The 21,948-nt window shown below is 33.6% G+C and carries 16 protein-coding genes; 7 read left to right on the top strand and 9 right to left on the bottom strand.

The features are described from left to right. Nucleotides 1-60 precede the first annotated feature (60 nt). Nucleotides 61-3,261 carry a T9SS type A sorting domain-containing protein gene (locus tag IPK88_19985; GenBank protein MBK8245720.1) on the bottom strand — a complete coding sequence of 1,067 codons (3,201 nt, stop codon included), beginning with the start codon at nt 3,259-3,261 and terminating at the stop codon, nt 61-63. Nucleotides 3,262-3,472: 211 nt separating this feature from the next. Here IPK88_19985 and IPK88_19980 point away from each other — a divergent pair, with 211 nt between their 5' ends. Continuing rightward, the gene (locus IPK88_19980) at nt 3,473-3,697 is read left to right on the top strand and encodes a hypothetical protein (protein ID MBK8245719.1); all 225 of its coding nucleotides are present in this window, start codon (nt 3,473-3,475) and stop codon (nt 3,695-3,697) included. Between the two features lie 285 nt (nt 3,698-3,982). Here IPK88_19980 and IPK88_19975 read toward each other — a convergent pair whose 3' ends face one another. The 6 genes from IPK88_19975 to IPK88_19950 form a co-directional block, all read right to left on the bottom strand. Then, the gene (locus tag IPK88_19975; protein ID MBK8245718.1) at nt 3,983-4,684 is read right to left on the bottom strand and encodes a T9SS type A sorting domain-containing protein; all 702 of its coding nucleotides are present in this window, start codon (nt 4,682-4,684) and stop codon (nt 3,983-3,985) included. A 12-nt stretch (nt 4,685-4,696) separates the two neighbouring features. Then, nucleotides 4,697-5,509: a hypothetical protein gene (locus IPK88_19970; protein ID MBK8245717.1), complete on the bottom strand. Its 813-nt coding sequence runs from the start codon at nt 5,507-5,509 to the stop codon at nt 4,697-4,699. Nucleotides 5,510-5,901: 392 nt separating this feature from the next. Continuing rightward, nucleotides 5,902-7,410, bottom strand: coding sequence for a T9SS type A sorting domain-containing protein (locus IPK88_19965; GenBank protein ID MBK8245716.1), 1,509 nt, complete (start codon nt 7,408-7,410; stop codon nt 5,902-5,904). 55 nt (nt 7,411-7,465) lie between these two features. Beyond that, nucleotides 7,466-9,034, bottom strand: a complete 1,569-nt coding sequence (locus tag IPK88_19960; GenBank protein MBK8245715.1) for a hypothetical protein — start codon at nt 9,032-9,034, stop codon at nt 7,466-7,468. Between the two features lie 571 nt (nt 9,035-9,605). Then, entirely contained in the window at nt 9,606-10,820 is a 1,215-nt protein-coding gene (locus IPK88_19955) for a hypothetical protein (GenBank protein ID MBK8245714.1), read from the bottom strand. A gap of 147 nt (nt 10,821-10,967) precedes the next feature. Further along, the gene (locus tag IPK88_19950) at nt 10,968-11,600 is read right to left on the bottom strand and encodes a LytTR family transcriptional regulator DNA-binding domain-containing protein (GenBank protein MBK8245713.1); all 633 of its coding nucleotides are present in this window, start codon (nt 11,598-11,600) and stop codon (nt 10,968-10,970) included. Between the two features lie 141 nt (nt 11,601-11,741). Here IPK88_19950 and phbB point away from each other — a divergent pair, with 141 nt between their 5' ends. From phbB to IPK88_19930, 4 genes are all read left to right on the top strand, one after another. Further along, complete coding sequence (phbB, locus tag IPK88_19945; GenBank protein MBK8245712.1) at nt 11,742-12,488, top strand: acetoacetyl-CoA reductase; 747 nt, start codon at nt 11,742-11,744, stop codon at nt 12,486-12,488. 100 nt (nt 12,489-12,588) lie between these two features. Further along, on the top strand, nt 12,589-13,602 hold the full coding sequence (locus IPK88_19940) for an NAD(P)/FAD-dependent oxidoreductase (GenBank protein MBK8245711.1): 1,014 nt from the start codon (nt 12,589-12,591) through the stop codon (nt 13,600-13,602). Between the two features lie 9 nt (nt 13,603-13,611). Then, complete coding sequence (locus tag IPK88_19935; GenBank protein MBK8245710.1) at nt 13,612-13,932, top strand: 2Fe-2S iron-sulfur cluster binding domain-containing protein; 321 nt, start codon at nt 13,612-13,614, stop codon at nt 13,930-13,932. A 3-nt stretch (nt 13,933-13,935) separates the two neighbouring features. After that, nucleotides 13,936-14,844: an EamA family transporter gene (locus IPK88_19930; protein MBK8245709.1), complete on the top strand. Its 909-nt coding sequence runs from the start codon at nt 13,936-13,938 to the stop codon at nt 14,842-14,844. A 21-nt stretch (nt 14,845-14,865) separates the two neighbouring features. On the opposite strand, the gene IPK88_19925 is transcribed toward IPK88_19930, so the two are convergent. Continuing rightward, nucleotides 14,866-15,714, bottom strand: coding sequence for a mechanosensitive ion channel (locus IPK88_19925; GenBank protein MBK8245708.1), 849 nt, complete (start codon nt 15,712-15,714; stop codon nt 14,866-14,868). A 187-nt stretch (nt 15,715-15,901) separates the two neighbouring features. On the opposite strand from IPK88_19925, the gene IPK88_19920 reads away from it, so the two are divergent. Beyond that, complete coding sequence (locus IPK88_19920; protein ID MBK8245707.1) at nt 15,902-17,314, top strand: inorganic phosphate transporter; 1,413 nt, start codon at nt 15,902-15,904, stop codon at nt 17,312-17,314. 31 nt (nt 17,315-17,345) lie between these two features. Here IPK88_19920 and IPK88_19915 read toward each other — a convergent pair whose 3' ends face one another. Further along, entirely contained in the window at nt 17,346-17,504 is a 159-nt protein-coding gene (locus IPK88_19915; protein MBK8245706.1) for a hypothetical protein, read from the bottom strand. A gap of 304 nt (nt 17,505-17,808) precedes the next feature. Here IPK88_19915 and IPK88_19910 point away from each other — a divergent pair, with 304 nt between their 5' ends. Then, entirely contained in the window at nt 17,809-21,825 is a 4,017-nt protein-coding gene (locus tag IPK88_19910) for a T9SS type A sorting domain-containing protein (GenBank protein MBK8245705.1), read from the top strand. The last annotated feature ends 123 nt before the right edge of the window (nt 21,826-21,948 follow it).

The raw sequence follows: 21,948 nt of genomic DNA, 5'->3' as shown, positions 1-21,948 counted from the left end.
TATCGTACTATACTGTTTACTCTTATTGAAGCCCATCTTGTTATAGTGTTGAGAACAATATTAATTAAAAATAATTTTACAATACGCTCTCTTGCCTTCCTTATTTATCAAATTAAGGTAATACATTCCAGAACTTAAGTTCTTCCTTTTAAGAATAATTTTATTTGTGTTCATGTCAAAACTTTGGACCAACTTTCCATCTAAGGACAATACTCGGGCATGGACTACAGCATTATGCCATGATTCTGGTAAAGCAATTTCGGTGACTTGATTAGCTGGATTTGGTATTGCCTTTAATTCTATTATTTTTTCTCCTGCAATGTTTTTTGTTTTCAAAATTGGAGTCAGGGTCAATTTAGCAAAATTTGTTCTTACCGCTTCGTTAAAATCGAAATAAATGTCCGCTACGTTATTGATCAATGTTCCAAAATTAAGACCCGGTTTTGGTTTGATTGAAAACTTGAAATATCCATGGGAATTTGCTTCACTGATATTGCTATCTGCCAACATGATATCTTTAAAATTAACTTCCAACAATCCCTGGTTATTAACTGAATAGGTATAATCGTGACTTGCGGTTAACGCTATTAAACTAGTCCAATCTAAATTATAATCCAACTTATCGGTTATCCTAATATTAAAAGCAGTGTCGGTGCCGGTATTTTGAAAACGAATGAGGTACTCCAGAATGGTATCCTTTTCATATAAAAAATCGGTAGACTTACCATTAACCAAAACAGTCTTATCATTCGGATCAAATGACCCTACATTTTTTTCACAAACAATAGAAGTATCTATTAAACTAGAAAATCCTTTACACTCCTGTTCGTTCACAGTGATATACTTGATACAGTGCTCTTGATTGATTGAAGCCGTACAGGAAACTGTAAATTTAAAATTGATTCGATATGTCTCGCCTGGTCTAATCTCTGATATATTAAAAGTCCAAAGATTTCCACTTAAATTCGTTGGACTTAATGAGGGTTGGATTTTTTCAAAATAATCATCCATGAACACGTTTACTATCGTATTCTTGGATGAAATGGAACCTTCATTTTTTATTGTCAGGTATGCAAAATTGTTATCAAAACATCTCCTCAATCTACTCAACACAACATTGGTGGACAAATCGGCACAATACTCAATAGGCTTGACTAACAGCTCATTGTATTTACTTTCTATGTTTGCTTGAACATTCACTGATGTTGGAAAATTGCATTGCTCCCAAATGAGTGATTTGCTTTTTAAATTGAGCTTGTAATCTCCTGCTGCAAGATATACTTTAAAATTTCCATCTTCAAGCACCGGCACTTCAAAGGAAGTTCTACTTCCAGAAACTTCCAGCTGGAAGGCTCTGGTATTTATTTCAGCACTAGATTTGGCACAGTCTTGATTTTCATCAATAAATACTTTTCCTGAGATTATTCCCAGTTCATTTTCGAATTTCTCGCTGTACTTATATAATGGTTTGAAATCCTTTGACGCGTATAAATAACCATTATTGCCTCTAATTCCAATTAAAGTTTCGTTAGCAGTTAAGTTTAATTCAAATAAACTGACATACGATACCTGCTTTGTCAAAATATTAATAACTTTCACAGAATTTACATTTTGTGAACTTCTAATAAAAGCATTATCATAATTATCAAATAACCAAATCCGTTCATCATTTTCAAGAATTAATTCTTCAATTGTTTTTCCAAAATTCGTTGAATATTTATAAGCATTAAATAATGTAGTTTGATTTAATTCTTCCCAAAGGAAAACATTATTATTGGAAAGAAATACTTCGGATATTAAAAACGGATCGGGTGAAGCTTGAAAACCGTTCCATGTAATTCCATAATCAGCTGAATAATAAATAGAATCCGTATAACTACCACTGTAGATAATATTTTGATTTGAAATTTTAAATTTCTCAACACTTGTTGGTATTTCCAGATTTTCACCTATCAATTTCCAGGAATCCCCTTTGTCATAGGAGATATAAGATTTGTCATAAGCAAATAAAACAATATTTTCGTTATTGTCCATTAATAAATTTTCTGAAGTTGGAAATTCTGGTAGTGCCTTAGTTTGCTGTGTATTGAATTGATCGGTACTTACAATAATTGAATCATAGTTATAATATGCCAGTGTTCCATCTTTCCAAAACAAATTATTATAATTAATATTAGAGGGTAATATCTTCCAAGTTAATCCATCATCCATTGACAACTGACGATTTGAAATTGTTTTGCAGAAAATATTTTTTTCTCCAAATTGTACGATCTCAGATACACCTGGCTCTAGTACAGGCATTTCAAACGTATAGTTATAGCCCTTGTTGTCCAAATAATATGAATTTTGATTATCACTTATTACCAATTCGTCCTCTTTTGATTTGGATATTTCATTCTCATTTCCGACATAATTATTAATTTTCAAGTTATAACTACTATCTTCTACCCACAACAGTCCATCGTTGAGTGATTTGTATACTTTATTATATGAAAGGCCTAATAAACTGCCATCTTCTAACTCAACCATTCTATAAGTATATAGATTATTTGGCAAAGTAAGTTTGAACCAGGTTTGTCCAAAATCTTTGGAAATATTAATTTCAAAATCTATATCAAAAAGCGTTTTTGATTTTTTATGAAAGAACATGCTTCGACAACATCTACTTCCTGTAATTAGTCTGAGTTGCGATCCATCGTCGTTAAACTTCCATATTTCACCAGAAGCACCTGCTGTTTTTCTTACAAAATTGTTATTATTGCCTAAACATAATAACTCTACAGAATGTGTCGACCATGTTTGAATTTTATTGAATTTGGATCCATTTACTGAAATATAAAACTCGCGATAGGTACCAGCATAAATTGTACTTCCATCTGGTGAAAAAGCGAAATCTTCAATTTCGATATCTTTGGACACTGTTATCCACGATTTAGTTGTTGGGATGAACTTATAAAATATTTTACCTGAGGACATAAATATTTCTCCTGTAGGTGATTCCTTCATTTTTGATTTATAGGTGACATTATTTGCTATTTGTTCAAGACCCATTGATATGTTTTCCCATGTTTTGGCCTTGTCCAAAGAACGAAACATCTTTCCTGAAGTAATAAGGGTGTAAATTTCCCCTTTTTCATAAGTAATGATGGAGACCACGGTTGCTGCGCCTGTTGGTCCATTCAATGCTTTCCAACTCTGAGCGCTTGTGCTAGCAATTGCTATTATTGAGAATAGGGCAAGGAAATACATTCTAGCGTACATAATGTTTGGTGTTTTATTGCTTCAAATATAATACTTTGCAATTTATTTACATCAATTTTAACATTTCACCTTCTCTTTTATTAGAATATATATGGGAATCCATCTTTGCAGTATTGAATTTTCATTTATAAATGCCTTGAAGGAAAATGGTCTTATTTAGATAATACAAATTGAACAGTTGGAATAAATAGCGATTGAACATCTGTCCTTTTTGGAGAAAGAGTCGCGGTTGTATGTTGAATTAAGAATCAATGTGGAAGACATTGAAACGATTCAACATTTATTAGAACGGATTGGGGATTTACACCAGGAAGTTACAATGTTAGAAATCGATTGGGTCAATTGGAGGATTGATAAATTAATTTGGGTGCTACCCATAAGCAACATCTTCGAGCAAAGTTTGATTGGATTAGAATTAATGATTAATGTAACTTAGATTGATCAATTGTTTCTATCTAGGATCGATATTGCAAACCATTTTCGGTCTCCAAAACTATGGGATATTGAATATCATAAAAAGCTGTTAATAATGCCTGGGCATGAAAATTGTCTGAACTGTGATTTTTGGGATTCATTGGATTTTTATGATTATTATGGATGTGCATATGTGTCATTAATTCAATAAGAACTTTGCATTGCAAAATTAAATATCATCTAATCATTTCAACACCATCTACCATCTCAACTGATTACCATTCAAACCGATCAGCATTCAAACCAATTACCTAATCACCATCTTTCCATTAAATACATTTCGCTTTGAATCCCTGATCTGATAAACATAAATACCAGAAGCAAGGTCTTTTACATTGATTATATTTTTTTGTGTATTGATATTTTGTTCTAATACTTCTTGTCCATTTATATTATAAAATACGATTTGCGAAGGCATATTAATATTTGTTAGTATCTCAATCGTGACTTGATCTTTTGCCGGATTCGGATAGACCTTATAATGATTAGTTTCATTCTCAGTATCATTTGATCCAGTTTCTATACATGATATAGCATCGCATCCTAAACTATCTGTCTTTACCACCCATGATCGATTTGCTCTAATGCCAGTCAGCCAGCTTTGGCCACCTAGAAAGAATCCACCATCATGACTTAGACTTATGGAACTAAAATGTTCACTTTCATAGTCAGAATTATCAATTCTTCTGGACCAGATGATATCCCCGTCTCTATTAAATTTATAAATTCCTCCGTCTATAAATTCTTGTTCTACAGAATCTTGGCGATAACCACCACAAACAAAATTTCCATCTGATAATTCTAAATAACAACGTATACCTGATTGATAAGTCTTAGGATGATTCTTTATCAATTTTAAATTGCCATCATAATCTATTCTAAAAATTGAATTTCTAACAAATTTGGGCTCTGTAAATTGTTGTGAAAAGGAATTACCTATTATTGTCATTCCTTCGTTTTTTCATTCTGTAATAAATCCGAATCCTTGTTCATCTTCAAGTCCTTCATATCGCTTGTACCACAACACTGCGCCCTGTTCATCAATTTTCGCAATAGTGCCATCATTATTATTTCTATTATTTCCTACCCAAAAACTATAGCCACAAGCATAAATATTTCCCATTGCATCAAAAGATAAATTTAAAAAGTTATCCAATTCGTAACTTGGGATCGAATCATAGAATTCGTGATACCATTTTTGATTTCCTATACTGTCCACACACATGACACTAGCTCTGGCATAAGCAGATGCTCCATTTCCTCTGTCATTGGTCTGGTCGTTGGTACCACATAAGATGATATCCCCATTTGGACTTTGGAGCATCTTCATAAAACTAGGACGATTATAAGAAGTAGGATATAAATGCGATTCTATTAATTCCATATTCAGATCAAATATCCCATACCAGTATGACTGATATTTTTTATCTGCATAATATTTACTACCACAGATGATATACTTATCATCTCCAAATTTCTGAAAGTCTCTGGCATAGACAAAGTTTACTGAATCGGTAATTGGTTTTACCCAGATGACATTTCCATTCGGATCTAATTTAGTGCAGTAGGTGTATAGATAATAGGAAGTATCAACTGCTATTGAAATAGAGACAACCAATGAATTTCCATCTTCTAGTTCAATTACAGGACATATTATGCCTTCAACTGCATATCTTGGTAGCGCGGGACTTGGAAATACAATATTGAATTTAGATTGAGCTTGAAGAACAGAAGTGAATGCAATTAGTATTAAAATTTTTAAAAGAATTTTCATGGTCTGCTTCATTTTTATAATAAAAATAAGGGAAAGAAGCCTTTCCCTTATCTGTGAATAAATTACATTTTAATAAATTTTACAGTCTGGATAAGCTGGTTATTTTCTGTTATTTTAACATAATAAGTCGATGATAATACTTGTGCATGAAAATTGTCTGAACTGTGATTTTTGGGATTCATGGGATTATTATGATTATTATGGTGGTGTATATTTGTCATAAATTAAATAAAGACTTTGAATTTCAAAATTAAATATCATCTAATCATTTCATCACCATCTACCATCTCAACTGATCACCATTCAAACCGATCACCATCTCAACTGATTACCATTCAAACTGATTACCATTCAAACCGATTACCATTCAAACCGATTACCATTCCAATCAATCACCTAATAACCAACTTCCCACTCTGCACCATTTTCCTCCCATCATTTATCTGGTAAAAATACATTCCCGTTATCAAAGAACTAACATCAACATCTGTCTTTCTTCCACTGAATGCTTGTGTTAAAACTATCCTTCCATTCTGATCAAAGCATTTCAGATGATATCTTCTATCTTGAAGATCTTCATCATTTAGATAAATGCTCAGATGATCACTAACAGGATTCGGAAACAAATTAAATAAGTCTCCATTATTTTCTTTCTCTACATTCACAGCAGTAGTACAACCAGGAATGACACATCCATTACTATCCGTCTTTACAATCCAACCCTTACTACTATGATCTTCATCTGAGATCCAGTTCAGGCCAGTGAGATAATAACCACCGTCCGATGCTAAAGCAATATTGTAAAAACCCTCATCTCTATCATCTCGATGTGAAAATTCTCTAGTCCAAATGCTATCACCATCTGGGGAGAACTTAGTCAAATATCCATTTATATAGCTATTAGCATCCTTCTGAATATTTGCAACACAAATATAATTTCCAAATCGATCCTTAACACAATTTTGTGGACCACCATCATAAGATCTAAAAACTCTTTTAGAAGAAATAGTTTTGCCATCTTTATCAATTCTTAATATCAAATAGTTTAAATGCGGATTATTATCAAAAAAAGGCTTACCGATTGATCCAATAGCGATCAATGTGCCATCTGCTAATTCATCTAAGTAATTCAATGCAATTCCATATCCTGACTCTGTAAATTCTTTCCTCCAAATGATTTCTCCTTTTGGATTGAATTTTATAATTAGGCCTCTATTGTATAAGGTGTTTACACTAATTCTTCCTGTAGCATAAATATTATTTTCACTATCCTCTTTTAAATCTAATAATGCCTCAAAAGTATTTATAGGATCTGGTTTTTCAAGCTTTACATATTTGATAATATTTCCTAATCTGTCTGCTAAAATAATTATTGGATCACAACTATCTGGGTAAGTCCCCCCCGTTGATCTTGTATGGCAATCATTTCCTGCAATAAATATATTGCCATTAGAGAGTTCAATAATCCCATATAAGCCTGGTGAATTATACTTTGTATTTATAGTTTTTGACCAAATGGTATCCATTGCATTGTTCAACTTGGCATAGTAAAGACTAAATCCTCTTCGATTATATATAAATTGGGCACCTGAAATTAAAACACCATCACTAATTCTCTTAGTATCAGCCACCCAATATGGATTAATTGAATCTAAAAAATCAATATTTGAAATGATTTGCCCTTTATTGCTCACTTTGGCAATACTAGAGCTGTTTCCATACTTATATGCATATTGGTTAGCAACAAAACTATAAATAGTGTCTTGAATTTCGATAGCTGGGCTAAATATTGCTTCGACTTTATATTCGAATGATGGAATAACTAAGTCAAAATTATATTGCGCATTAATATGGGTTGCTAAAAAAAACAATATTAATAAATAGACAGAAAATCTTTTCATATATAAATTATAATAATCAGAGGAGATTTATAATTCTCCTCCGATTGGTAACAAATTAATTTTTCACACTTTTCAAACTGACAACAATCTTGTTATCATTAATTAAAACAGCAGTAAATACTGCACTTGGCCATAATTTACTATCTAGTTTAACTTGATTCACTGGACTTGATATCGAGACTTCATCTAATAATATTCCTTCTATTGAGTAAATCCTAATTTTTGCATTTATTAATTTTTCAATTAATCCAAATTTAATCATGCATATATCATCGATTGGTGATGGATCAATACTCATGTATGAATCTTTTACGATTTGATCTTTGTCAGGTTCAGAATTAGATCGATACTGCAAACCATCTTCTGTCTCCAAAACTATTGGATATTGATGATCGTAAAAGGCAGTTAGTAATGCTTGGGCAGAATACGCCCCAAGTGTTCTATTATCAGTAATAGACTCCAAACTTGCAATTGCTGATTCGGATAGATTTGTCATCGAAATATTGCTTTGTTTTGCAACGGAAATAACATTAAAAAATGTAATCATATCAGCTTTTTCATCAGAATTAGAAGGTATTGAGTTAATGACTGCTGTCGCTCCTGAAAAATTACCTTGATCTAATAATAACATTGCTCTAGTGAATTTATTGTCCACAGAAGTTTGTGTAGCTAATAAATTATCAGCATCTTCTGTAAGATTATTTTTAAAATAATATCTCAATAATTCATTTATAATTACAGATTTGAATGGACCATCGTCCATACCATCAATTTGAGTTCTATATTCTACTACATTTCCTGGAATTATATCAGGAACAATAAACGTACAGCCGCCAGCTGGAGGAGGAAAGCTATTACAAGTCGACTTAGAAACTTTCGTCGAATTGCAATTGGGTTGTTCTGGATCACTGGGTTTAATCCAATAGGTGAATGGATTGGTAGTATATGAGTTGATATGATTTAATTGAGTTCCTAAACATGGCACATTGAACTTGTCATCTGGTGTAATATTATTAATTTGAAGGAAACCACATTTACCCTGATCTCCAAGTTTTCCAAATACTCTCCAAGAGTTGGTATAAAGAAGATGTGTATTACAATACAGATTAAGACCTGTATTATCTCTTTGTGTTTGTTCACCCATGAATAGTTTAGTAAAAGTATTGTTTAGGTGAAAGCTTGCTGACACTGTATTATCAGAATTAAAACCATATTTACTTGTGTTCTGTGGCATATTCAAAACCTTACCGTCGAAGGTATTGCCTTTTACTGTAATCTTTGTGCTTCCTGTATTCACAATTCCAAATACCGTTGGATTACCTAGATTTACAGGTATTGCCGTGGATGGATTCAATTCGAAATTATTGCCATCAACAATTTTGTGCAATTCTCCTCCATTGATTCTTATCCCAATCTGATTTCTTATAAATTGGTTGGATCCACTAACAGAGATAAAGAATTTTGGATTCAAGTCTTTTAAAGCTTGAATGCCAATATTCAGATCTGTGAAGCTACTTCCTCCATTGACTTGATAATCCGCATCAAAACTTCCAATGCCAACACCCTTCAATTCTGCAGGATGGTCGATTCTCGAATTAAGCCATTCACAAGTTGAAAAATTCATTCCTTTTATATTGTGTCTTGTCCTAAAATAGCTATACAGGTCAATAAATAAATCCTAAAATAGATAGGGCAAGTCAAAATGATTCCATCTAGTTCGTTCTTGGAATAACAAATTGCTCTAAATTTTGTGAATGGGGTGATTATGCTCTTACTTTTATCTTCGTTTTGAAAATTAAAGCTACGAAGCAAGCAAGATACAACTTAAAAAAACCAATATATTTAAACGAAACCAATCATCAAATACTGGGTATCAAGTCCTCCCTTTCAAGCTTGTCCAATTCTTTAAATTGGAGGAGAATTTAGGTGGGTTATATTATTTAAAAAATTCATTTTAATTTAATCGTGCATTGACAAAAAGTTTATTTATCTAATAAAAGACACTTGTTAACTCAAACGATATTGAAATCACAAAGAAAAGTATACAAAAAAAATAGCCCTCACTTTTGGTGAAGGCTATCATTTTTACGGATAAACGTCTAGCTATTTTTTAGGGTTCATTTTTTTAACTTCTTTAACTGAAGCTACCTTTACATGATCTTGAGGATTAACTTCTAGTTTAGGAGTTTCAATGACTACTTCTTTTTTTTTTCAGCAGTCTTAGGTTCAACAGTTTGATTGAATTCAGCAACCATATCTTTCATCATGGTTGTAACTTTTTCTTTAGAAATAGTTAACTCCTCTTTTAATTGTTTTAACTCATCTGAATTTAAAATTTCTGCAATTCTAACTTGAGTGATTTTCAACCAACTGTTCATGAACGCTTCATAATTTGGAGCTTTACCTTCTGTTTGGTATAGCGTCCAGAAATTTTCCATAGTTTCAGTCATGCTTTCTTTAGCTTTTCCGTAAACTTTGTTTTGGAAATTCATGTTTTTTTCGATATACTCTAAGAATGTCTTTCTTCCATTGAAATATTTTTCAGACATTGCCTTTACATCTGATTTAAGATCAAAATCTCCGATGATTGGTTTTGATTGTTCAAACTGAGTAATAAAATCAGCATACATCTTTCCAATTGGTTCTAAGATGGTATTTTTAGTTGTTGATTCTACTTGTTCATTCATTTTATGCATGTTAGCCTGAGCTTCTTTTTGCATAGCTTCGAATTTTGTGAAATAAGTCTCATAAAATTTGTCAAAAGCTTCAGTAGATTTTTTCAAATTCTCGATGGAATTCAAACCCATTAGGCTATCAACGATTTTGTTGAAAGAATCATTTGGGAAGAATGAATTGAAATTTTCTTTAGTGAACATTCCTTTCATTACACCTTCTTCAAGGATTTTTTTCCAGTGTCCTTGCATATCCTCGTAAGCTTTGTAGAAGTGGCTTAAGAAAGCATTGTCTTTCATTGAATCTGTAAATGGATTTTTGAAATCACCGGTGAAAGCATTTTTAGCATCTTTCATCATGGTTTCCCAAGAAGCAATTGTTTCTTTGAATGAATCAGAGAACGTTTTATTGTTTGCTTGGAATTTCTCCATAGCATTTCCATTATAAGATTGGAATAAGTCTTGCCATTTTTGATTGTACTCTTGTTGAACTGCCAACCAGTTTTGGAAGAACTTAGGAGCATTTTGAAGATTTTCAGTTAAATCTTTAGGATTTAATTTTTCGAAGATACCTTTAGTTGCTTCAGCATTTTCTTTCAATAATTCTGCTCCTGCTTTGAAAGGTGTAGATAACGCTTGAATAGAATCTTCAAGTATCGTTTTAGAAGTGTTGGTCCATTGATTGATGGCCTCTTGTTGTTTTTTTACTAGTGTTTCGAAAGTTTCTTTAGTATTCATGGTTTAATTTTTTTTATGATTTAATGCTAATCTTTTTAATTAACACTACAAAGGTATAGCGACTGAGAGCTGTCTTTGGGTTATTTCGGTGAATAGGTCAAAAACAAGGGTGAGTGAGCCGAATATCTAGGTAAGCGATTTAGTGGATTACATGAATAGCAGTTTTGCCATGAGTTCTTCTTTGTATGCAGGGCCGATGGGTAGGGGTTCTTCATCAACAATCAACTCCCCTTCTTCTATTGCTTGAATAAAATTTATGTTCACGATATAAGATCTATGAATTCGACTAAATTGAGGATACGGCAATAGTTTTTCTTCCATGTCCTTCAAGGTATGGCTTACCAGAAATCGAGCATCTTCAGTTTTAATAATAGAGTAAACATCTTTAGCCATGATCCACCGAATCTGGTTAAAAATGATTTTTTCAAGTCTATTTTTTACTTTAACAAAAACACCGTCATATTTGGCCTGAAGCTGATCCTTTTCCAATAAGCACTTGAGTTGTTTTAACTCTAACATTCCATGAATCGAGGGATAATGGTTCATCCATTGGATGGCATTGTGGTCATGAGAAGTAATGCCAATGGTTTGATTGGTTAATGATGTTAAATTGGGATAGTTGATCAGATTATTCTTGAAATGTTCTTCCGTATCTATGTAAATAAATATTTGTTTGTAGTCTTTATGGAGTTCTTTTGGGTTAATATCCCATAAATGATTAAGACCCGATAATTGATGTGTTATCGTAAGATCTTGAGTTATAAAAGCAAAATCTGCCATGGTTTTCGGATGATAATATGGAATAAATACCAGTCTCAAAAATACACAAATAAAAATGATTTAAAGTATTAACAATACATTAGGATATATTTCATTCAAAATATATCTTTAGGCTTTAATCAACAAAAAATCGCGAAAATCATGAACCCAAGAAGTAAAACAATAGCCTTGGTAACAGGTGCTACAGGAGGATTAGGTACAGCTATGTGTCAGAAATTATATCAGGACGGATATACTGTTGTTGCCAATTATAGAAATGAACACAAAGGTTCGGAATGGCATACCAAAAATAAAGAACAGGGTTTTGATTTTAATATGGTGCAGGGTGATGTGACCGATTTTGAAGATATGAGACGGATGATGGAAGAAATTAAAGCGAAATTTGGAGGGGTTTCTATTTTGATTAATAATGCAGGTATTACCAGAGATACACCGCTTTGGAAAATGAGCTTAACACAATGGCATGAGGTTATTTCGTCGAATTTGGATAGTGTATTTAATTGCACCCGCCATGTTATCGAAGATATGATTGAGCAAAAATTTGGACGAATTATTAATATTTCATCAGTCAACGGTCAACGAGGACAATTTGGTCAGACCAATTATTCTTCTGCAAAAGCTGGGATGCATGGCTTTACTAAATCACTAGCGATGGAAGTAGCTAAGAAAGGGATTACGGTGAATACCATTTCGCCAGGTTATATCGGTACCGATATGGTTATGGCTATACGTGAAGAAGTTCGTAATAAAATCGTCGAACAAATTCCAATGGGCCGGCTTGGGGGAACTGAAGAAATAGCCCACCTTGTTTCATTTTTAGCATCAGAGAAGGCAGCTTATATCACAGGAGCTAATTATGCCATAAATGGAGGGCAGCATGTTTATTAGTTGATACACATTAATATTGTATTAACTATTAATTAGAAACTTGAGTTGAATTTATTGAATTCGAGATGGTACTATTTCCTACCTTTGCCGCCGCATTGAAATGGAACGATTTAAAACTGATATACTAATCATAGGTGCGGGTCCGTGTGGATTGTTTACCGTATTTGAAGCCGGATTATTGAAACTACAATGTCATCTTGTAGATGCATTACCCACCATTGGAGGTCAATTATCAGAAATTTATCCAAAAAAACCTATATACGACATACCCGGTTATCCTAGTATTTTAGCTGAAGAATTGGCAGCTAACCTGATGAAACAAATTGAACCGTTTAAACCGAGTTTTACTTTAGGAGAACGGGCAGAACAAATAACAAAACTACCATCAGGTCATTTTGAAATGAAGACCAATAAGAATACCATTATTGAAGCTCCGGTAGTAGCCATAGCAGGTGGATTGGGATGTTTTGAACCCAGGAAGCCAACGATAGTTAACATTGTTGATTTTGAAGATAAGGGCGTTGATTATATAATTAAAGACCCTGAAAAATTCAGAAATAAAAGGATAGTTATTGCCGGTGGAGGAGATTCTGCCCTGGATTGGTCCATATATTTATCTGACATTGCTCAGGAGGTTGTGATGATTCACCGACGCACGGAATTTAGAGGAGCACCAGAATCTGTTTCTAAAGTTGGTGAGTTAGTTGAGAGTGGGAAGATTCGATTGATTACGGAAGCTGAAGTTACCGGTTTAAAAGGTGAACATAAATTGGAATCGGTAGAAATTCAAAGGACGAATCAAGAACCACTTATATTAAATACCGATTATTTTATTCCATTATTTGGTCTCACACCAAAATTAGGACCCATTGCAGATTGGGGTTTGAATTTAGACAAGAATGCCATAGTCGTAAACACCTTAGATTACTCAACAAATGTAGAGGGTATTTATGCTATAGGTGATATTAATACCTATGAAGGTAAACTAAAACTCATCTTGTGTGGTTTTCATGAGGCGACATTAATGGTTCAATCTGCCTATAGAATCATTCACTCGGGCAAAAAACCAGGTTTCAAATACACCACTGTAACCGGAATTAGTGGTATCGAATAATACCAAAACATGGAAGATATTACCATTACGATCATAGATAGAGAAGATGTATCTCATGAATTAGTTATTCCTGCAGACATGGGTCTCAATTTAATGGAATTGTGCAAAGCCAGCGAACTTCCGGTAGCCGGAATATGCGGTGGAATGGCCATGTGTGGATCCTGTCAGGTGTATGTACTTTCATCAACAGAATTACCACCACCATCAAATGATGAAATAGCTATGTTGGATCAGCTATTTTATGTGGAAGACAACAGTCGCTTGGGGTGTCAAATTAAATTGAACGCAACAATAGATGGACTAAAAGTAAAATTAGCTCCTGAACAATAGATGATGGATCGCTTATCTAAACCCTATATAGCTTTAATGCTCACCTGTCTGATATGGGGTACAACGTATTTAGTCAATAAATTGGGTGTCACTCAAATTCCTGTATTTCTGTTTACTTCAACCCGACAGTTAATTTCCGGTGGATTGTTACTCATGTATCTTTTTATAATTAAAAAACATCCATGGCCTGATACCAGGTATTTGTTATTTCAAGGGATGATGGCTTTGTTTATGATTACCTTGGGGAATGGTATTGGAACCTATGGGCTGGCATATATAGATAGTGGTGTATCAGCGATATTGGCTGCAGTGTCACCAGTTATTATAGCATTACTGACTATATACCTAAAACCGGATGAACAACTGAATAGGATAGGTTGGCTTGGAATCATAACAGGATTTGGAGGTGTAGTCATGATATGTTTTGATAAATTGGCTCCTGCTCCAAATCACGATTCCACAGTATTGGGATTTATATTTACACTGATATCTGTAGTAGCTTGGGGATTTGGATCTGTCATCAGCAAAACAAGACATTTCGAATACTCACCACTATTAGCAGCTGGTTTTCAAATGTTTTTTGGGGGCATACCCCTAGCCATTATTGCACTATTTGTTGGTGTTCCTAATGATTTTCATGTTACCACGAATATGCTTATTATTTGGGTCTATTTGATCGGGCTAGGATCGATTGTTGCGTTCAGTTGTTACATTTATGCATTGAAACATTTACCGGCTACATTGGTCAGTATACAAAGCTACATTAATCCTATAATTGCAATATTTTTGGGTGTTTTGTTTCTTCGGGAAAAGGTCTCCTTCCAATTAATTATCGGAGCCGTTTTAACTTTTATTGGTGTGTTTTTAGTGAATTATTCGCAATATAGAAGACGGAAGAAAAGTAATTTGTAGTCCATTATAATATGGAAATACTTATTTACTGTTGTGTACTTTTGAAATGATATCTTCCATGATTTTAGATTTGATATCTTCTGCTATTTTTGGATTGACTTGATTGAGTTTGAAGTGAATTTTATATTTGATTTCATCTTTTGCAATACCAATAATTTTTAACGTTTCATTTCCAAAATCTATGTATTCCGAATATTTATTTAAGTTGTTATTCAAAATATCTTCGAGGTCTTTAATTGGAATATCGAATTGGTTGTGAACAGCAAATTCGACAACATACTTGCGAATTTTTTTCTGTGTGTAATTGACTATATCTGAGAAATACGCTTTTGAATTTGAAAAATAAATGATATCATCATCATCGTTGTGTAAAACGATTTTATAAATATTAATATCAACGACCCGACCTTTAAAATCTCCAATTCTTACATAATCTCCGATAGCTACTTCTTTTGAGAAAGAAAAGAAAATTCCGCATAATACATCATTCACAAGTTCCTTAGAAATAATTGCAATAGATGCTGCAATGATGGAAAGCGAAGTTAACAGTTTAGAAAATTCAATACCAAAAAATCCTAGAATCATGACAATGAATCCAGTACCAGTTAGCAAATAATAAATATTTTGTAAACCAATGATGACATTATCAGAATAGCGATGCCCTAATTTTTTACGTTTGCGATAAATGAATTGTGCAAAACGGATGGTAATATTGACAATGAGCCAAAAAATAATAAAATGAAATAAAGATCTTCCTATTGGTGTATAAAAAGCCGGCGGCAATTTAAGCGTATCGAAAAACCCTTCTTTTAAAATAATTAAAAAGATAAACAGGATGAGTTTAAATATAAACTTCAATATTCGAACCATGAGTTATAACTTTAATGCAAGGTAAACATTCCGGACTGTCTAATGATGATTTTATACTTTGAATTAGAGAAAGATTAACAGGCTATAATTTTAAGCTAGTATGGGTAAAAAAAATATTTTGAGTATTTGGGTTTGAATTGTTTAGAATTAGCCAATTTTTCACCTTCTTTGTTATTAAATTGAATGTATGTTTGGAATTGAGTTTGAATTGACCGGGATTATAGCGATCATGTGTGTTCTCTGCGTATTTGCTGTGTTAGCCTTCGAGTTTGTCAATGGATTTCATGATACGGCTAATGCTGTAGCGACGGTCATTTATACGAAGTCATTGAAACCAGTGTATGCTGTTATTTGGTCGGGGTTTATGAACTTCCTAGGGGTCATGTTGAGTTCCTATTTCTTTGGGATGGCTGTAGCAACCAAGATAGCCTCCATTTTACCCCTAGAAACGGTCTTAAATCGCAATATGAATGAGGCCATAGCCATGATCATGGCTGTTCTGGTTGGTGCCATATTGTGGAATTTAGGAACCTGGTATTTTGGAATTCCTTGTTCGAGTTCACATACCTTGATTGGTTCCTTACTTGGAGCGGGGATTGTATTTTCATTATTACCTGGAAATACCGATAAGGTGGGCGTCAATTGGGGTGAGGCTATAAAAATTGGAAATTCATTATTGATTTCGCCATTGTTTGGATTTTCGATGGCCATTGTGCTCATGTTTATTTTGAAGCGAATTATAAAGGATAAAGCTATTTTTAAAGAGCCGGAATTGGATACACGACCACCATTTTGGATACGAGCTTTGTTAATTACAACATGCACATTGGTGAGTTTTTTTCATGGCTCTAATGATGGACAAAAAGGGGTAGGCCTGATGCTTATCGTTTTAATCGCTTTTATGCCCTTACAATATGCGCTGGCACCGGATTTTAATAAAGCAGCGTGTTCCTCACAATTGTTTAAAATAGAAGAGGCCTTGAATTATGAATCAGCGCATAATTATGAAATGGAGCGTGTGCTATGTAATCGAGCTGCGGATATAAATAGTTTTGCAAATTACATCAACGACATGGATATTAAAGATCCAAAACGAGTAATGAGTGTTAGAAAGCAAATGGGTATTGTAGCTAAAGAATTGGATGTTTTAATCAAAGAACCCAACTTGATCCACAATAGCGAAAGTAAGAAATTAATTAAAAAAGGAATTTCAATGCTTAAAAATAACACCCAACATGTGCCAAGTTGGGTTATTGTACTCATTTCCATAGCATTAGGTATAGGGACGATGATCGGATGGAAGCGTATAGTGGTAACTATTGGAGAAAAGATTGGAAAACGGCATATGACCTTTGCTGAAGGAGCTACCGCGGAACTGATCGCTTCCAGTACTATAGGTCTAGCATCCCAGCTCGGTTTGCCTGTATCAACAACACACGTGCTATCCTCAGGAGTAGCTGGAGCAATGGTTGCCTCTAAAGGTATTAAGAATTTGCAATCCGGAACGGTAAAAAGTATCGTGTTAGCATGGGTATTGACGCTTCCTGCCACTATTATTTTGAGTGGGGGATTGTATTTATTGTTTAGGTTATTTATTTAAAAAAAAGGCACCAGTCGTAAGGCATCAGTCATCATGTAGTAAGGTAATCGGTGATCGGTTTGGATGGTAATCGGTTTGATTTGTAATCGGTAATCGGTAATCTGTGATCGGTTTGAATGGTAATCGGTAATCTGTGATCGGTTTGAATGGTAATCGGTTTGGATGGTAATCTGTTTACGGTCGTTGGCATCAATCGTCAGGCTTGAATGGTAATCGATGATAGGTTAGAAATGTTATCGAACTTCAAGATCATTCTAAGGTCTCATCATGAGGTGTTTCAAGTAAATATAGTGTTTTTTCATAATATTATTTGAGGTTTATATATTTATTTATATAACTTATAATTAGCTTATTATCAGTTATATATAAGTAATATTTTGAACAAAACATATTACTAAAATTAATAAATTATAAAAAATTGGTATATATTTTGATTGTAGGAACTGGACTAAAAGATAGTCATAACATTTATTCCAATTCGTAAACATACATTCATGAACCGATTTAAAACTTCAATTCAAAAGCAATGGCCAACTTTATTAGGAATATTCCTGATGAGTTTAACTGTTTCAGTTATAAGCGCTAGGCCAATTTTAGGACAGAGATCATTTATGCCTACACTGGCATGTAATGATTTGATTCAGATTACCCTAGATTCTAATTGTTATGCAACAGTCACTGCAGAAATGGTATTAGAGGATATGGTAGGTGTTGAAGCAGATTACTATATTGAGGTATCATATCGTGGAGTGGTGCAACCAGATCTCGATTTTGATCATACGGATATCAATAAAACCTATGATTTCAAAATATGGCACATCGCTTCAAAAAATTCTTGTTGGGGTAAAATAAAAATTGAGGATAAACTAGCTCCTAAATTATTATGCTCTAATGATACAGTAAGGTGTGCTTCTCTCTTGGATCCGGATAATATAGGGTTTCCAATTCCAACCTACTATAGTCCATTGATAATTGCACATTCCACTATAGCAAGAAAGTATATCGTATACAACTGGGATGCGTGTGGTTCAGCCATGTTATCTTATGAAGATATTATCGAATCCAAAGATTGTTCATCAGATTTTATTCGTAAAATTTATAGATCATGGACTGCTATGGATGAAGCCGGTAATATATCCCGATGCAACGATACCATTTGCGTATTGGAACCAACAGAAGCAGATATTGTATATCCACATCATTACGATAATATTGATTTACCTTATTTGCATTGCGATGATACGTTTCCACGATTGCCAAATGGGAATCCATCGCCAGAGTTTACTGGTCATCCAGTACCCAATGGTTGCTCAACTTTAAATGCTACGTATTCTGATCTGAAAATTTTTGTATGTGAAAGTTCATATAAAATATTAAGACGATGGATCATTTTAAATTGGTGTACCGGAAAATTAACAGAATACAATCAATTCATTAAGGTCATAGATGATCGTGCACCTGTTTTTAGATGTCCTAGAGATTTTACGGTGGGAATGGTATCTTATACCTGTGCGGCTACAATAAAATTGCCTGCTCCGGATTCTGTACAAGATTGTGGCAGCTGGACTTATGATGTTTTTGTGAAATTAGCTGAAACTGCACCTGGTTTTGAACCTCCATTGACTAAAGATTATATATGGTACAATCAAGTAGATAGTAGTTTTTATTTAGTTGGTGCACCTGCTGGTCGTTTGTGGTTAATTTATATAGTAACCGATGCATGTGGTAATGCAGATACTTGTCAGACTGAAGCAGGGATTAGGGATAATCTACCGCCATTAGCAATTTGTGATCAAAAGACAGTAGTTACACTCACAACAGATGGAACTGCAAAAGCATTTGCTGCGACTTTTGATGATGGATCTATTGACAATTGCGAAATTGATTCATTCAAGGTTAGAAGGATGTCAGATCCATGCAATAATCACACAGATTTATTTGGTCCTTATGTAGAATTTTGTTGTTTAGATATTGGCAATACCGTTTTAGTAGCCTTTGAAGTAATCGATAAATTTAGAAATAGAAATACTTGTATGGTTGAAGTATCTGTACAAGAAAAAGAATCACCTGTCATCATAGCTCCGACAGATGTTACCATATCGTGTGAATTTGATAGAAGTGATTTAAATGCTTTTGGACAAATCAGATATAAAGAAAGTGATCGTAAACCAATCGTTATAAAGGATTACTATTACAGTGCTCCAAATTATATTGCAGGATTGGATGGCTATGCTTACGATAATTGTTTTGTCACAGTAACTGAAGAAGTCGAATACCGATTGAAATGCAATCAGGGTGAGATCATTCGTAAATTTACTGCAACTGATAAACAAGGATTACAAACTATAGCCTATCAAACCATTTATGTTTGGAATCCAAGACCATTTATGACCTTTGATGGAACAGACATTAAATGGCCAAGGGATACCGTAATATATACTTGCCGCAAAGCAGAGACAGCACCAAGTATTACCGGGGCGCCTATTTTTAAAAATGTGAACTGTGCTCAGGTTGCTGCTAATTTTGATGACTTGCGATTAACTCAGGTAGATAGTGTGTGTTATAAAATATTAAGAACATGGACTGTGGTGGATTGGTGTCAATATAAAGCGAATCCCGAATTTGGAATCTGGAAATACACCCAGTTGATTTACATTAAAAATTCAGAACCACCTACTATTTTGTCATGTAATCCATTAGATGTATGCGATTATGCTTCTTATTATGACAGCAAAACCAAATTGTGTTACGCTGCATTTAATATTGAAGCACAAGGAGAAGACGATTGCACTTTAGACAAAGATTTGATCTGGAAATACAGATTGGATATTAACAATAATGGAACGTATGATTCTTTATTGGTAGCTGGAAAAATAGCTAAGGGTGTTTTACCTTTTGGTACGCATCGAATAAGATGGATACTTCAAGATCAATGTGGAAATTACAGTGAGTGCGATCAGGTTTTTGTACTAAGAGATTGTAAGAAACCAACACCATATTGTTTGAATGGGATCACCACAGTAGTCATGCCGTTAAATGGTGTAGTATCTGTTTGGGCGAAGGATTTGAATTTGAATAGTTTTGACAATTGTACTCAACCGGATAAATTAAAATATTCATTTACCTCAGACACTGCAATAAAGAGCATACTATATAATTGTGATAGTTTGTTGGGCCAACAATCCATAGTGAAGACTGTCAGAATCTATGTAACAGATGAGGCAGGAAATCAGGATTATTGTGAAGCTGCAATTATCATTCAAGACAACAATAATGTATGTCCGCATAGTGCGCTCAATCTCTCTGGAAATATTAGCCGTGAAGATTCTAAGAACATTGGAGATGTAGCATTGAACGTAATCAACGGGGATCTCGTTAGAAAGGATTCAACAATGACCAATGTTCAGGGAGCCTACGCATTTGTAAATCTATTATTACCGAATGGAAGTTATATAGCACCATCAAAAGAAGATGTAATATTAAATGGGGTGACCACTTATGATATTTTACAAATTCAGAAACATATTCTAGGTCAACGTTATTTGACGTCACCTTACAAATTGATTGCTGCAGATGTAAACAATTCTAAATCGGTTACAGCAAGAGATATTACTGATCTAAGAAAATTGATTTTGGGAATAACCAATGTTTTTCCTGGAAACAGTGTTTGGAGATTTGTTCCGAAGCATTATGTATTTAAAGATCCAAGCCGTCCTTGGGATTTTCAGGAAAAGATGTTTAGAGCGGATATCGTTGAAAACCAAAATATCATCAATTTCATAGGTGTAAAAATAGGGGATGTGGATCAATCTGCTAAAATAGGTTATAAAAATGAAGCAGTAACAAGATTCAATTCAAATATAGATTTGGTATATGGTAAATCCGAATTGCTCAAATCTGGAATGACAAGAATACCTATCATGACTAATAGTCAAGTTAGTTTTGATGGATTTCAATTGGCTGTAACATCACAATCGATATCTGGTAATCAAGTGAATTTGATTTCAGGAGGAATAGAAATTCAGGATGGAGACTACCATGTGGATGGTCAAACCATTAATTTGAGTTGGATCAGTAATCACAGCGTTCACATGGAAGCAAATGCGATTTTATTTTATATTGAAACCAAACATTCGTTAACGGACTTGTTAAGTATCAATCCATCTAAGATTTTACCTCAAATGTATCTATCTAATGGTGAGATTGCGAACTTGAGATTAAATTCACAGAGTCTATACCAAAATACAGATCGATTTGAAGTAGGACAAAATATTCCAAATCCATTTTCAGCAAGTACCTTAATACCTATAGAAATTTCACAAGCTGGAATTATCACTTTAAGTATCATTGACGTTACTGGAAAAGTGATTTCAAAACGGGAAATATCCATAAATGCAGGTTCTAATCATATAGAAATACAAAAAACTGACATCAATCAGACTGGAGTATTTATATATAAGGTTGAAAGTCGTTTTGGGTCATCAGTGCATAAATTCATGATAAAAGATTAAGGATCAATATATTAAATTAAATTATTATATGAAAAAGCCGGTTTTTTACCGGCTTTTTCATTTGAATAAAAAACATATATAAAAATTTTCATATATTTTTTTTGTATATTTGAAATATTGTGG

It is taken from the genome of Candidatus Defluviibacterium haderslevense (assembly GCA_016712225.1).
Taxonomy (GTDB): Bacteria; Bacteroidota; Bacteroidia; order Chitinophagales; family Saprospiraceae; genus Vicinibacter; species Vicinibacter haderslevensis.
The sequence above is the reverse complement of the archived record's forward strand: the minus strand, read 5'-3'. Positions and strand labels throughout refer to the sequence as shown.